The sequence below is a fragment of the uncultured Campylobacter sp. genome (genome assembly GCF_905372745.1).
Lineage (GTDB): Bacteria > Campylobacterota > Campylobacteria > Campylobacterales > Campylobacteraceae > Campylobacter_A.
Window position 1 is genome coordinate 1 of the sequence record NZ_CAJPQR010000018.1, and the last position, 13,480, is coordinate 13,480.

The 13,480-nt window shown below is 44.9% G+C and carries 17 protein-coding genes; 11 read left to right on the plus strand and 6 right to left on the minus strand.

Features of this window, described 5'->3' with window-relative positions; all coding sequences use genetic code 11:
• Nucleotides 1-544: 544 nt before the first annotated feature.
• The 4 genes from QZ157_RS06410 to QZ157_RS06425 all read right to left on the minus strand — a co-directional run bounded on the left by QZ157_RS06410 (nucleotide 545) and on the right by QZ157_RS06425 (nucleotide 4,145).
• The gene (locus tag QZ157_RS06410; RefSeq protein ID WP_295143284.1) at nucleotides 545-1,714 is read right to left on the minus strand and encodes a HAMP domain-containing sensor histidine kinase; all 1,170 of its coding nucleotides are present in this window, start codon (nucleotides 1,712-1,714) and stop codon (nucleotides 545-547) included.
• A 138-nt stretch (nucleotides 1,715-1,852) separates the two neighbouring features.
• A complete protein-coding gene (locus QZ157_RS06415) occupies nucleotides 1,853-2,515 on the minus strand; it encodes a response regulator transcription factor (RefSeq protein ID WP_295143287.1) in 663 nt (220 codons plus the stop codon).
• 289 nt (nucleotides 2,516-2,804) lie between these two features.
• Entirely contained in the window at nucleotides 2,805-3,251 is a 447-nt protein-coding gene (locus QZ157_RS06420; RefSeq protein ID WP_295143290.1) for a DUF1104 domain-containing protein, read from the minus strand.
• Between the two features lie 54 nt (nucleotides 3,252-3,305).
• Complete coding sequence (locus QZ157_RS06425) at nucleotides 3,306-4,145, minus strand: M23 family metallopeptidase (protein WP_295143293.1); 840 nt, start codon at nucleotides 4,143-4,145, stop codon at nucleotides 3,306-3,308.
• A gap of 94 nt (nucleotides 4,146-4,239) precedes the next feature.
• On the opposite strand from QZ157_RS06425, the gene QZ157_RS06430 reads away from it, so the two are divergent.
• Complete coding sequence (locus tag QZ157_RS06430; RefSeq protein WP_295143296.1) at nucleotides 4,240-4,914, plus strand: lipid-binding SYLF domain-containing protein; 675 nt, start codon at nucleotides 4,240-4,242, stop codon at nucleotides 4,912-4,914.
• Between the two features lie 24 nt (nucleotides 4,915-4,938).
• Here QZ157_RS06430 and QZ157_RS06435 read toward each other — a convergent pair whose 3' ends face one another.
• Nucleotides 4,939-5,148, minus strand: a complete 210-nt coding sequence (locus tag QZ157_RS06435; RefSeq protein WP_002945385.1) for a hypothetical protein — start codon at nucleotides 5,146-5,148, stop codon at nucleotides 4,939-4,941.
• Nucleotides 5,149-5,306: 158 nt separating this feature from the next.
• On the opposite strand from QZ157_RS06435, the gene QZ157_RS06440 reads away from it, so the two are divergent.
• The 10 genes from QZ157_RS06440 to modD all read left to right on the plus strand — a co-directional run bounded on the left by QZ157_RS06440 (nucleotide 5,307) and on the right by modD (nucleotide 12,612).
• A complete protein-coding gene (locus QZ157_RS06440; RefSeq protein ID WP_295143302.1) occupies nucleotides 5,307-5,744 on the plus strand; it encodes a transcriptional repressor in 438 nt (145 codons plus the stop codon).
• Between the two features lie 107 nt (nucleotides 5,745-5,851).
• On the plus strand, nucleotides 5,852-6,193 hold the full coding sequence (locus tag QZ157_RS06445; RefSeq protein WP_295143306.1) for an HMA2 domain-containing protein: 342 nt from the start codon (nucleotides 5,852-5,854) through the stop codon (nucleotides 6,191-6,193).
• Nucleotides 6,190-6,837, plus strand: a complete 648-nt coding sequence (locus tag QZ157_RS06450; RefSeq protein ID WP_295143309.1) for an aminotransferase — start codon at nucleotides 6,190-6,192, stop codon at nucleotides 6,835-6,837. Before QZ157_RS06445 ends, QZ157_RS06450 begins: the two co-directional genes overlap by 4 nt.
• A 22-nt stretch (nucleotides 6,838-6,859) precedes the next feature.
• Nucleotides 6,860-7,309: a hypothetical protein gene (locus QZ157_RS06455; protein WP_295143312.1), complete on the plus strand. Its 450-nt coding sequence runs from the start codon at nucleotides 6,860-6,862 to the stop codon at nucleotides 7,307-7,309.
• 12 nt (nucleotides 7,310-7,321) lie between these two features.
• Nucleotides 7,322-7,627: a Cys/Met metabolism pyridoxal-phosphate-dependent enzyme gene (locus tag QZ157_RS06460; RefSeq protein ID WP_295143314.1), complete on the plus strand. Its 306-nt coding sequence runs from the start codon at nucleotides 7,322-7,324 to the stop codon at nucleotides 7,625-7,627.
• The gene (locus tag QZ157_RS06465) at nucleotides 7,624-7,968 is read left to right on the plus strand and encodes a YtxH domain-containing protein (protein WP_295143317.1); all 345 of its coding nucleotides are present in this window, start codon (nucleotides 7,624-7,626) and stop codon (nucleotides 7,966-7,968) included. The genes QZ157_RS06460 and QZ157_RS06465 overlap by 4 nt, the downstream gene beginning before the upstream one ends.
• A complete protein-coding gene (locus QZ157_RS06470; protein WP_295143320.1) occupies nucleotides 7,952-10,027 on the plus strand; it encodes a heavy metal translocating P-type ATPase in 2,076 nt (691 codons plus the stop codon). The genes QZ157_RS06465 and QZ157_RS06470 overlap by 17 nt, the downstream gene beginning before the upstream one ends.
• Nucleotides 10,028-10,068: 41 nt before the next feature.
• On the plus strand, nucleotides 10,069-11,505 hold the full coding sequence (locus QZ157_RS06475) for an alanine/glycine:cation symporter family protein (protein WP_295143398.1): 1,437 nt from the start codon (nucleotides 10,069-10,071) through the stop codon (nucleotides 11,503-11,505).
• On the plus strand, nucleotides 11,502-11,783 hold the full coding sequence (locus QZ157_RS06480; protein WP_295143323.1) for a helicase: 282 nt from the start codon (nucleotides 11,502-11,504) through the stop codon (nucleotides 11,781-11,783). The genes QZ157_RS06475 and QZ157_RS06480 overlap by 4 nt, the downstream gene beginning before the upstream one ends.
• The gene (gene modD, locus QZ157_RS06485) at nucleotides 11,770-12,612 is read left to right on the plus strand and encodes a ModD protein (protein ID WP_295143326.1); all 843 of its coding nucleotides are present in this window, start codon (nucleotides 11,770-11,772) and stop codon (nucleotides 12,610-12,612) included. The genes QZ157_RS06480 and modD overlap by 14 nt, the downstream gene beginning before the upstream one ends.
• 248 nt (nucleotides 12,613-12,860) lie before the next feature.
• On the opposite strand, the gene QZ157_RS06490 is transcribed toward modD, so the two are convergent.
• Nucleotides 12,861-13,403, minus strand: a complete 543-nt coding sequence (locus QZ157_RS06490) for a hypothetical protein (RefSeq protein WP_295143329.1) — start codon at nucleotides 13,401-13,403, stop codon at nucleotides 12,861-12,863.
• Nucleotides 13,404-13,480 lie beyond the last annotated feature (77 nt).

Genomic DNA, 13,480 nt, shown 5'->3' on the forward strand with positions numbered 1-13,480 from the left:
AAAAAAGTAGTTAAATTTAAACAAAACTATGAGCGACGGGCGCAAACGAGCGGCTCAAGGGTGCAAAGTTTGGACTCGTTTTACGGCGCAGTGCCGGCGATACGATCCCATATCCGCGCTTACAAATTTAACCAGGTTTATGCACGGACGGTGCGATTTGGCAAATACGGCAAAACGGCTGTCCTCATAGCTACGGCGCGCCGGAAATTTTCGGGTGAGTCTTATACTGCGACGACAGCGATAAATATAACGTCAGCTTGCGTAAAATCAAGCCCGTCTAGTGTCAAAATCCAAAGCCGTTAAAATTTAAGCGTCGGCATAAAATGGCGAAATTTAACGCAAGAGAGCAAATTTAAGCGCATCTTGCACAAAGAGCAGGACGGTATAAACTCGGCAAATGGGTAAATTTATACCCGGACGTCCGCGAGAGCATTTTGACTAAGATAAGGCGTTCGCAAATCTGCCGCCCAGGCTCGCTTTACGACCTACTCGCCAAACGCCTTTAAGCCAAATTTAAAGGCAACCGCACCGCCGTTAAACGGGACTAGATTTGCGCGCTGCTGCCAAAACCTACGCGAAACTCCGTTAGCCCGCCGCCGCTTTTGCACGAGATTTTAAACCCGAGCTCCTCGCAAAATGTTTTAACGATGTGAAGCCCGATACCAAAGCCACCGTTTCGCTCGTCAAACCGCGTGTAAAGATCAAAAATCCGCGGCAAATTTTCCTTCGCGATGCCCGCGCCGCTGTTTGAGATCGCGAGCGCTGCGGGAGTTAAATTTACGCTTACCGAGCCGTTTTCGTCGCAGTATTTTATAGCGTTGCTAAGTAGATTATCGATGATTTTTCTCGTTTTTTTATAGGACGAGCGTAGCTGCACTTCGGCGATTTGCGTGCTTAGGTTTATATTTTTTTGCTCTAAATTTAGCCCAAAGTACCCGATTCTCTCGCGCACCAGCTCGCTCAGACTAAAGCTCGTCGCCGCTACGTCCTCTTTGCCGCTAAGCTTTACCAGCGTGAGATCCTCGTAAAGCGTCGAAATCGTTTTAGAGGCGGTTTTTATGTTATTTAGGTATTTTTTAGGATCGGTCTCAAACATCTCTATACTCATCAAAATGACGCTAAGAGGCGTGTTAATCTCGTGCGTAGTATCTCTGATAAAGCCGTTTAAAAAGTCGATACGACGGTAAAGCGGACGCAGCGAAAGACGGATGATAAAATAAGCTATGACTAAAATAGCAAGCAGTATCATAAACGAGAAAAATATTATCTTGAGTTTTAGCGTGAGAATCGCAAACTCGGGATCCGCGACCTTGACCGCGACGTAATACTCCTCCTCGCCGAGGCGATTTTTTAGATAAAACTGCACTACCGAGCTCGTTCCGTCCTTGTATCTGCTCGGCATGCCTTCGCGCGGCTCAAAGTCGTCCTCGATCTCCTCGCCCGTTTTTAAATTTACGGCAAAAGCCTCGACGTCGTCGAAATCATCGTCGTCTATCTCGCCGTTTTTTTGCAGTTTATTTTGCAGGTGGTGCTGCAAATCTCGCACGATAAATACGTCGCGGTCTAGGATAAAATGCTTCTCGCGCTCATAAAACATCTGCGCGAAAAAAACCAAAAACGCGGCGCTCGTGATGAAATAAAGCAAAAAAATAGGTAAAATTTGACGGTCCAAGAGCGCAATGAAGGCTTTTTTGGCTAATTTTAAAAAGGACATTTGCCGCCTTTTGGATTAAATTTACGGCTATCTTGCGGACGTAAATTTTGAAGCTTAAATCGGCAAACAGATTGCGTAAATTTGGATGAAATTTTAGGACCGCGCCCCACTCTTTGTATCTTGGCCGCACCAAAAAGCTTAAACATATTTATAGCCTAGCTTTGATGCGCTCACGATTCGTTCTTTGCCTAAAATTTTACGCAGCTCCGCGATATAAACGCGCAAACTAAGCTCGCTAGGACTCTCGTCGTAGTCCCAAATTTGAGAATAAATCTCCTCTCTACTTAAAAATTTATCCTGATTTTTTAGCAAGAATGCCAGCAACCTAGACTGTTTTTTAGGCATCGAGACAGCCTTGCCGTCACGAAACAGCAAGCCCTGATTCATATCAAAGCCCAAATTTTCACCCAGATTTACCAACTCGTTTTTGTTATGCACGAAGGTGCGTTTTAGCAAATTTTGTACGCGCAGATGCAGCTCTTTTAGCTCAAACGGCTTTTTGATATAGTCGTCGCAGCCGCTAGTAAAGCCGGTTTGCACGTCATCAAGCGTATTTAGCGAGGTCGTGAATATACAAGGCGTGTTTTTGCCCGCGTTTCGCAGCTCCTCAAGTAGCGCAAAGCCGCTGCCGCCGATGATCTTAACGTCAAATATCCAAAGATCAAAGTTGCTCTCGTAGGCTAAATTTAACGCGTCGTCATAGCTTTTCGCGCCCGCCGTCTCGTAGCCCTGAGCCTGCAAATACGCACGCATCATCTCAAGCAGCATGTTTTCGTCCTCGACGATCAAAATTTTACTCATTTTTGCTCCGTTTTCGTTTATTTTTGTCGTTTTACGGCGTTTTATCCGCTTGATTTTCGGGTTTTATTTATCCTGTTTGCAAGGCTTGTTTTCATCCGAGATTTTCAAAGAGTGCTCAAATTTAGCTGCAAATAAATCCTGCGTAAATTTATCAAATTTCATCTAAATTTCAAGGTAAAATTTCATAAAGCTACGCCGCCGCCAAAGTGCTTAAATTTGTAAAAAGCGGGGCAAATTTTCGCGCAAATTTAAACGAAAACCCGCCCCGCAAAGCCTAAAAAGGCCGAATTTACTCTTTATTACGCGGCGTATGAGGGCCTTTGCCGTCTTTATCTTTTATAAATCCGCCCTTAAAATCGTGCTTAAATTTCTTGTGAAAATCATCGTCGTCATCGCCGTCTTTTAGCTCGATATCAAGCTTTTTTGCCTCCGCCACGCTTAGTGCGCCCACTTGGGCGTTATAGCCGTTTCTAAACTCGCGCATAAACGCCTCTTTATCGGCGATACTCATCGCATCAAGCTTCTTTCTGATTTCGGCCTTTAGTCCGCGTTTGGCCTCTTTGGCTTCAAATTTTAACTTGCCCGCGCGCTTATCTATCTCAAACGCTACCTCGCTAAGCGTCTTAGCATCGGCGTTTGCGACCATTTTATAAAGCTCGTCGTTCGTGCTATTTTCAAGCGAAGCGGCAAAAAGCCCGCCCGCAACCAACATACTAATCAAAACTACTTTTTTCATTTTCTCTCCTTTAAAAAGATGAGCGAAGTTTAGAGAAAAGTCGTGAAAAAAATGTTAATTTAAAATTTCGTTGATTTTTTTGACGAAATTTATCGGATTTACCTGCACGCCGCCGGCGATCACGCCAAAGTGTAGGTGCGGCCCGCTCACTCGCCCGCTAGCGCCGCTAAGCGCGATGGTATCGCCTTTTTTGACGTTTTGTCCGACTTTGACGTTTAGCGCGCTTAGATGATAGTACTGAGTGTAAATGCCCTCGCCGTGATCTATGACAACCGATCCGCCCGCATAGTAGCGATCTTTTGCTATGACGACTACGCCGTCGTTTGCCGCGATCACGGACGTGCCGACTGCGGCCCTAAAGTCCGTGCCGCTGTGATAGCTCTTTAGGGTGCCGTTAAATACGCGCGCGGTACCAAACGGGCTCGTGACTGCCGAGCTCATCGGCAGGATAAATTTGGAGTCAAATTTTAGCCCGACATTAGCCGTTGCATAGATTTTATTTGCTTCCTCGCGCTCCTCCTCGATACGCTTTAGCACGTCTTTAGGCGGCATTACTTTGCTGCCTTCGACGGTTATTTTTTCTTTTTTATATTCGCCCTCTACGATCTTAAAAACTATCGTCTCATCGCCGCTTTTAAGCCTGTTTACTAGCTTTATTTCGCCCTTTTGACGGTAGCTAGCGGCGACGAGGGCAAATTTTAAATTTTCATTCCCCGGTACGCTAAGCCAGCGCTTTTTCTTGCCGTCAATGCTTAAATTCCCGGCAAATTTAGCCTCCACCTGTACTATCTCCACGTCGCCGTTTACGATCGTCTGAGTTTCGCCGGATGCGCCGCCCTGCGCTTTTGCGCTTAAATTTAGGCAGAGCAAAACCGCCAAAATAATCTTTTTCATTTAACTCCTTTCTGCATAAGGTTAACGAACATTTTTTAAATTTAATAAAAAAATACTATAATAGCGGGTAAATTTTACAAAAAAGGAAATAAAAATGAAAAAGTTTTTAAAGCTTGCCGCTTGCGCGCTTTTGCTAGGCCAGCTTGCTTATGCGGATTTCACGCAAAATCAAAAGGTTAGGACATCGCTTGATATCCTAAACGACTTAGGCACTCAAAAGCTGCTAAATACGAAGGATACGAGCGAGGTTAAGGGTATAATCATCATCCCAGAAATGGTAAGCGGAGGCCTAATAGCTACCACGCATTCAGGCGACGGTATATTTATCGGTAGAAACGACGATAATGAATGGAGTAGCCCGATATTCGTTAGCTTTAAAGGCGGCGGCATCGGTTTGCAGGCAGGATATAAATCAACCGACCTAGTTATTTTAATAAAATCAAGAAGATCGTACGCAGGACTACTGAACGGAAAAGGACAAATCGATCTAAGCGCCGATGCAGTGATACTTGGGGCAGGCGAAAAAGCGGGAGTTATGACTGATTTGCCCGAAATTTCGGCTTGGGCTACGGAAAGAGGCAAAAGCAGAGGACTTTTTGTCGGAGTTAGCATAAATACCTCTTTGATAGTCGTCGATAAACAAGCCACGTTTGACTATTATGATAGAATGTATGATATGGAAGATATTTATAACAACTCGCCTAAAGAGTCTAGATACACAAAAAAGCTTCAAGAAATAGCGAATAAATTTTTTCAGTATAAAAAATAAGAAAAACTCGGTTTAGCCGCTTGGCTAAACCGTATAAAGAGAAACGAACCTTTTTTTGTTAATCGGCGAAAACTGAGTCATATATTCAAACGCTTCTTCATAATCGCCGTCGGTGTATTTCGCAACCTCTTCTATAAGCTCGAAAAGCTCCTCGTCGTCAAGCGATTCAAAATTGCCTCGATTTTCCAAAACCTCCAGCAAAACAGCCTCAAGCTCTAGCTCGTCGTACGTCATAGTCGCCCTTTTAAAAAATTTGCGGAATTATGCCAAAATAACCTTTATAATCGCTTAGCCAAAATCTTGATTTTTTGAGAATTAGTCTTAAATTTATCGCATTATCAGCTTGTTTTACTATAATTAGAACCTATTTTTATAAGGCAAAGCGGCTATAAATGCACAATTTTGATAATTTTTATATGAAATTTTTAGAGTTTTTACGAGATTGCGGATATAAAAATTCCGCCGCTAAAGAGCAAATTTTAAAAATTTTATTTTCTAGCGACGAGCATCTTAGCGCAAGCCAGATAAAAACGAGGATTAAAAGCGAATTTAAACGAAATTTGAGCCTAACGGCAATATATCAGTTTTTAAATTTTTTACAAAAATTCGGTTTAGTTCTTGCTTTTGAAGGGGACGGAACGAATAAATTCGAACTAAATTTAAAGTCGCACCACGATCATCTCGTATGCACGAAGTGCGGCGCAACCGAGAGTTTTTTCGATAAATATATAGAAGAAAAACAAGAGCAAATTTGTCAAATTTCGGGCTTCAAACTCGAAGGCCACGCGATGATTTTATACGGTTTTTGCCCAAAATGCCAAAACAAATAGCGTTTTAAACATTTTTATCAAAAATGATTTGATAACGATATGCAAAAAACTTTTAGTTAAATTTAAGCGTAGCAAAACGATAATACGCAAAAAAACAAAGGAGAAACATGAGTGCAGCGCCACATATACCATCAGAACTAGTCTTACGCATAGCTTCGTATTTCACGCTGATCCACCACGTCGCAGGTCGTTTAAGAGTCCGCGTCAGCAGCGATATCAAAAAGGAAGCAGACAGCTTGCCGTTAGAAAAAATAGATCAAACGATAAAGCAAATAGACGGCATAAAAAACGTCAAATTTAACAAACTAATCGGCTCGGCTACGATAGAGTACGACCACGAAATTTTCCCGAAAAAGATGTGGGACGATCTGCTAAAAGGCGAAAATTTGCACGAAATTTCAGCCCTGATCAACAATCTAGCTCAAAAAGCTACCGGCGGCGTAAGATGAACGAAGAGCTAAAACAAGCCGCAAATGCGGTTTTTTTACTAGAGTCGCAGGGAGTAAAATTTTACGATAGCGTAAAAGAAAAAGATGAGATTTTTGATCAAATTTTAGCCGTTAGGCAAAGCGGACTGGAGCTTTTAAAGCCTTATGCAGATCAGGCCGATCCGCAAGTTTTTTGCGCTTTAGCGTGCGAGGATCTTGACGCTTGCTTTATAAAAGCCCTAAACTACGAACTTGAGCTAAATGCGTTTTATGAAAATTTGACCGATAACCTTGGCGATGAAAACTTTAAAGACGTCTGCTTTAGGCTCTGGGCGACGTCAAATAACGAATATATCCCGGCTCTAAAAGCAAAGCTAGCTCAAATTTTAGCCGCGCAGTTTCAAGCTGCGGATAACGCAAGCCAAGAGGAGCAGGCGCAAACGGCTCAAAATCAAATCGAAAATATCTTAAACGCTTTTGACTCAAGCAGCTTTAATCAAATCAGCCAAACTCTAGAGCGCATAAGCTCGGGGCAAGGCGGCAAAGACGACGTCGTCGCGCTTTTAAATAACCCGAATTTTTCATTTTTCGGCGGACTGGCGCTGGGCGGACTAGCTAGCATGATGCTAAGTAAAAATTTAGACAAAAACAAAGATAAAGAATAAAATTTAACACAAAGGATAAAAAATGGCATTACCGTTTATCGCAGGCGCGATTTTGGGTGGCTTAGCCGTCGCGGCTTTTGGCAATAAAGACAAAATCAAATCGGCTCTTGAAACCGGACTAGATAAAGGCAAAGAGTTCGCCCAAAACGCAAAAGACTATGCACAAAAAAAGGCTAGCGAAGTAAAAGAGTATGCAGAGGAAAAATTTGCCAAAGCGTCCGAAGAGGTCAAAAGCGAAATAAAAAATCGCAAAAGGCGTACTAGCGAGGAAGTAGCGGCAGAAAAAGCATCTACTATAAAACAAGGCAGAAAAAAACCGGGTCCAAAAGCTAAAAAACCGGTAGTAAAAGCCGAACAAGAACAAGCAAAACCTCAAGAACTAAAGCCAGAAGCCAACGTGACGGAGGAAACTAAAGCGATGGCAGATAGTATCGCAAACGCGCTCGAAGCAAATTTGGGCAGAAATCACTAAAAAAGGTAAAATATGGCGCTAACTTCAACCACTAGACTTCCGGCAGACCACTTAATAAGCGGCGCGCTAATCGGCGCGATAGCAGCCGGCGGCGTAGAAATACTAAACTATAAAAAAGGCAAGGTCAGCAAGACGCAGGCCGTAGCTAAAACGACTAAAATCGCTATCCAAGGCGGTATCGTCACGGCGTGCGCTATCAGCGCATCAAACAAACTAGTCTCGGCGCGCTATCTTGCGGCTGCGGCAACCGTTGCCGTCGGTATCGCCGGCGTAATCGCTACGGAAAAAATAATCAAAATTTTAGAGGAAGATAAATGAAAAACCCTTACATAAACGAAACGCAAACTATAAATCAACTAAACGAAGACGGTAGCACGACTACGACTACTACGACGGTCAAGACTACCGGCGCCCCAAGCGCGCTGGATAATAGCATAAATAATGCGCTAAAAAACTTTATCCCCGCAAATTTTAATGCCGCGGGCTTCATAAAAGGCGCGCTAATAGGCGGTGTCGCAGCCTACGTGCTAACCAATGAAAACGCCCAAAAAGCGATATTTTCCGCTATCGTAAAGGGGTCAAATTTGCTTCAAGCCGGATTTGAGGAGTTAAAAGAGCGCTTTGAAGACGTAAAGGCTGAAATTGACTCCCAAAAATAACGTTCGCATCGCGCATCTAACCAAAAACCGCGCTAGATTTATCTGCGAACGCATCGGCGAAAACTGCGACGAGAGCCATTTGGAGGCGCAAATTTCCGAATTTAAATACGTAAAAAGCGTCAGAGTAAATAAAAAAGCCAAGAGCATCGTGGTCGGCTTTGAGTCAAATTTAGACGAGATTAGAGATTTTATCGAAAATTTACCGATTAAAAATTTAACCAAGCGTAAAGAAGAGCCGAGCAAGGCTGAAATTTACAAAGCCGTAGCCGCTTTAGCTCTGACTCCGCTGATTAGCAGTAATGGCGTAAAGGCCGCGATTAGCCTCGTCGCCGCAGCTCCTTTGCTAAAAGAGGGCGCAAGCGAAGCCGTAAACGAGGGCGTAACCTCAAAGGCTCTTGAAGCCGCGGCCGTCGGCGTGAGCTTAGCTAGACGCGACTTTTTGGCCGCAAATAGCACGAATCTCATGCTAACCATCGGCGAATATATGGAAGAAAGCGCCGTACATCGCAGCGACGACCTTATCAAAGAACTAGCCCGTCCAAACATCGAAGAGGTCTGGATCGAGATAAATAATAACGGCGAAAAATCTCTCAAAAAAATCTCGACCGCCGACGTCAAAGTAGGCGACATCGTGGTCGTCGGTGCAGGCGAGAGTATCGGTATAGACGGCTATATCGTAGAAGGCACCGCAAGCGTAAATCAAGTCTCGATGACGGGCGAAGCAGAACCGGTCAAAAAAGAGCGCGGCGACCGAGTGATGAGCGGAACGGTCGTAGAAGACGGACGCATCAAAATTTGGGCCGAGAGCATAGCCGCCGAGAGCGCGACTGCAAGGATAAAATCATACATCCAAAGCTCGCTAAACGAAAAATCCTCCGTCGGGTTAAAAGCCACGAGGCTAGCCGACAAGCTAGTGCCCGTGACGCTAAGTCTAGCCGGCGTCTCGTATCTGCTTAGCCGCGATATGACGCGCGTTGCTAGCGTGTTGCAGGCGGATTACTCCTGCGCGCTAAAGCTAGCTACGCCCGTCGCCTTTAAATCAAGCATCTCAAAAGCAGGCCGCAACGGCGTGCTGATAAAGGGCGCTAAATCTATCGAAGCGCTAGCGAGCGCCGATACTTTCGTCTTTGATAAAACGGGTACGCTAACGCACGGTAGCCTAAGCGTCGTCAAGGTTCACTCGTTTAAAAAAGAATTTAGCGAGGCGCAGTTGTTAAATTTAACTGCAAGCGCAGAGGAGCACTACTTCCACCCCGTAGCCGAGGCTATCGTAAAGGCCGCTAGAGAGATAGGCTTTCATCACATCCACCACGACGAGGTCGAGTTTATCGTCGCTCACGGCGTGAAAACATACGTAGGCGGCAAAGAGGTCGTGATCGGCTCGCGGCATTTTTTAGAGGACGACGAGCAAATTTCTTTTAGCAAGCACGAAGAGATCATAAAAAACGAGGTAAATAGCGGACTTACGCTACTATACGTAGGCTACGACAAAGAGCTTTTAGGTATCATCGCTATGCGCGACACTATGCGAGAAAACGCCGCACAGACGCTAGCAAAACTGCGAAAACTGGGCGTAAAAGAGCTCATCATGCTAACGGGCGACGTGCAGTCTAAAGCTGATCAGGTAGCAAGCGAACTAGGTATCGATAGAGTCTATGCAAACTGCCTACCTACCGACAAAGCAGGCATCATCGAGCAGTTAAAAGCCGAGGGTAAAAAAGTAGCCTTTATCGGAGACGGCATAAACGACGCACCAAGCCTAACCAAGGCTCACGTAGGCATCAGCATGCAAAGAGGCGCCGATATAGCAAAAGCCACCGCCGACATAAGCCTACTAAAAGACGACATCGGCTCTGTCGCCGTCGCAAAAGACATCGCAAATAAAACCATGAGGCTTATAAATACGAATTTTAACGCCACCGTCGGCATAAACTCGCTCATCCTAGCGGGCGCCACATTTGGGCTCTTTAACCCTATCGCCACGGCCGTTTTACACAACGGTACGACGATCGGACTACTGGCAAATTCGATGAAAGGCGTCAAAATAGGCGCAAAATAAATTTGAAGGGATGACGGTTGATAGATAAAATTTTAAAATTTATGAACGACGAGATGTCGCTAGCTAACGACTTTTTATACGGCTATTTTTTGGTTATAGTGCTCGTTCTTACCGGTATTTATTTTAGCTATATTACGAGATTCGTGCAGTTTAGGATGTTTTTTGAGGCCTGCAAGGTTTTAGTCGAGAAAAAAGATAAATACAACAAGCACCACCTCACGCCGTTTCAAGCGCTGATGATCTCCACCGCCTCGCGCGTGGGTATCGGAAATATCGCCGGCATCTCCGCCGCTATCGTAGCAGGCGGTCCGGGCGCGCTATTTTGGATGTGTCTGATGGCTTTTTTGGGTGCGGCTTCGGCATTTGCCGAGAGTACGCTAGCTCAAATTTACAAGACCAAAGACGTATTTGGCTTTAAAGGCGGCCCGGCATACTACATCAAAAACGGCCTAGGCATTAAATGGCTAGCTACGCTTTTTGCCGTTATCCTCGTCATCACCTACGCGTACGGATTTAACGGCCTACAAAGCTACACTATGACCTCCGCCTTTCAAATTTACTACGACCAAAGCGCGAGCGCTACGAGCTTTAGCGATAGCGGCTTGCCCGTGGGTATCGGCCTCATACTTACCGCATTTGCGGCGGTGATGTTTTTTAGCAAGAGCCATATTATCGGCAAGGTTAGCTCCTACATCGTGCCTTTTATGGCGCTTACTTATATCTTGCTAGCATTTATCGCGATATGCTTAAATTTAGACAAGCTCCCATCCGTCTTTGATATGATTATAAAAAGTGCCTTTGATTTTAAGGCGATATTTGGCGGATTTGCCGGTAGCGTGATCGTCTACGGTATCAAGCGCGGACTATTTTCAAACGAAGCTGGCATGGGTTCTGCGCCAAACGCAGCAGCCGCTGCCCACACTAGCCACCCCGTAAAGCAAGGACTCGTGCAGGCGATGGCGGTTTTTATAGATATGACGATCTGTGTGGCTTCGGGTATGATAGTGCTTTTCTCGCAGGCTTATATCACAAAGCAAACCGGCGTTAGCGGCGAGCCGCTCACCGCTCTTCCTTTAGTCCAGGCCGCGATGCGCGAGTACTTCGGCGAGATAGGGCTGCACTTCACGACGCTTGCGGTGGTGCTTTTTGCTATCACGTCGCTGATCGGCAACTACTACTATGCGCAGGCAAATATCAAATATCTCACGAAAAATCACAAAATCGCCACGGCATTTAAGGTTACGGCGGTTGCGATGATATTCGTCGGGGCGCAGATGAACCTAACTATCGCGTGGAATATCGCCGACATCACGATGGCTGCGATGGCTACGATAAATATCGCTGCGATCTTTATGCTATCAAAAGTCATGATAAAAGCCCTAAAAGACTACGAATCGCAAAGAAAAGCGGGTCTAAATCCGGAATTTGACCCCGAGAATATCGGCATAAAAAATACCTCTTGCTGGAGCAAAAAATGAAAATAGGCGGGGAACTTTTAAATCTACAAACTCATAGAAAAGTCGCCAAGGTCGGCATGAGCGTCACTTTAGCGGCTGTTTGCGTTACGGCTTTGGGAATGCTCGGACGTAACAAAGGCGGCTTTAAAAAGTGGCACATAGCCTCAGGCGTCGCGTTTATAGGTTTTTCGCTCTACCACGCCGGACTCTACGAAAACGGCATCTTTAGAAAAATGATCGTAAACGCAAATAAGAAAAACGCCGAAGCAAAGAGGCTAGCAAGCGATGATAAAGCTTAGCGACGCCGAAATTTTAGCCTATATCGGCGAGGATCTGCCCTACTTTGATCTCACGACCTCGCTTCAAGGCATCCAAAAAAGCGCATCTTTGACCATACTGCCGCGCGAGGACGTGACGGTTAGCTGCGTAGACGTCGCCGCTCGCATCGCGCAGTTGCTTGACTGCGAGGCGCAAATTTGCGTCCCAAACTCAGCCGTCGCAGCCGCAAAAGAGCCGATCGTAAAAATAAGCGGCAGCTACGATAACGTACATAAAGCCTGGAAACTGGCGCAAATTTGCCTAGAGTACGCCTGCAAGATCGCCACCTACGCAAGAGCGATGAACGAGGCGGCAAAAAGCGTAAATCCAAAATGCGAAATCCTTGCCACGCGCAAGAGCTTCCCGTTTGCTAAGAAATTTTGCCTAAAAGCCGTGCTTGAGGGTGGCTGCGGCATACATAGGCTAAATTTGAGCGATAGCGTGCTATTTTTCAAAAATCACATCAAGGCATACGACTCGTATGAGGAGTTTTTGGCTCAAATTTCAACCTTTAAGGCAAAATCCCCAGAGCGCAAAATCGCCGTCGAGTGCGAAAATTTAGATGATTGCGAAGCACTTTTAAAGGCGGGCGCCGACGTCGTGCAGTTCGATAAATTTACGCCGGAATCCGTAAAGCAAGCGGTAGACCTACGAGATAAAATCGCCCCAAACGCGGCCCTAGTCGCAAGCGGCGGGATAAATCTAAAAAACGTCAGAGAATTTGCCGGCACAGGCGCGGACGCGCTCGTTACGTCAGCTATGTACACGCAAGGTATGGCAGATATCACGGCGATTTTAGAGATAGCATAATTTGCAAATTTGGCGAGCAAACAAGGCGCCAAATCTAAACCGATATTTTGCAAAGCATGAGTTTAAATAAAATTTAAGTAAATTTGCATTGCCTCCTATACTCGCCGGGTAAAGGCTAGACCAATACGAATCTACTTTCGGCGATTATCTTTCAAATTTTCAAAAAAACCATCGCCAAAAGAGCTAAAATTTAACGATAAATTTAAAGCCGCCCTATCATAATTTAAAACAAATGCGCCGAGTTTGAATCATAAATTTATGAGCTTAACCTTTGTCTGCATTGCCAGAAACCCTTCTGGATTTATTTCGCGCGAACCCAAAGATAAAATTTGTTTATTGCCTGAAATTTTATATAAAGCCGACAAAAACTCATCAAATTCCGGCGAGCCGTCGGCATGGCAATTTATAATAAGCTTATTGCCATCGTAAAAATAAAGCGACGGTTTTTTAGCGGCTTTGAGCTTTACGCCAAAAAACCAAACGTTCTCGAGCGCAACTTTTTTACCGTTAAAAGTTATCAAAGATTTATTTGTAACTATGAGCCCTTGCCTGATAAATCCGACGACATCCCTATATAAAGCCAGCATTACGAAAAATATCGCAAGCGCTACAAAGAATTTATAAAGTAGCTCGCTAGATTTTACAAAAGAAACAAGCATCGCCGCCGTAAAAATAATCCAAAACAAAATCATAAATGCAACCAAAAGCCTGTTTACGCACGGATATTCGTAGATTATTTCTTCGCCGCTACCCAACCTTATACGCTTTGAAATTTGATCAAAATACCTCACCTTGTCGCCTTTTTACTATCGCTGCCAGAACCCTCAAAACAGCGTCGTTAATTAGTTATTCATTTATCTACCGCTTA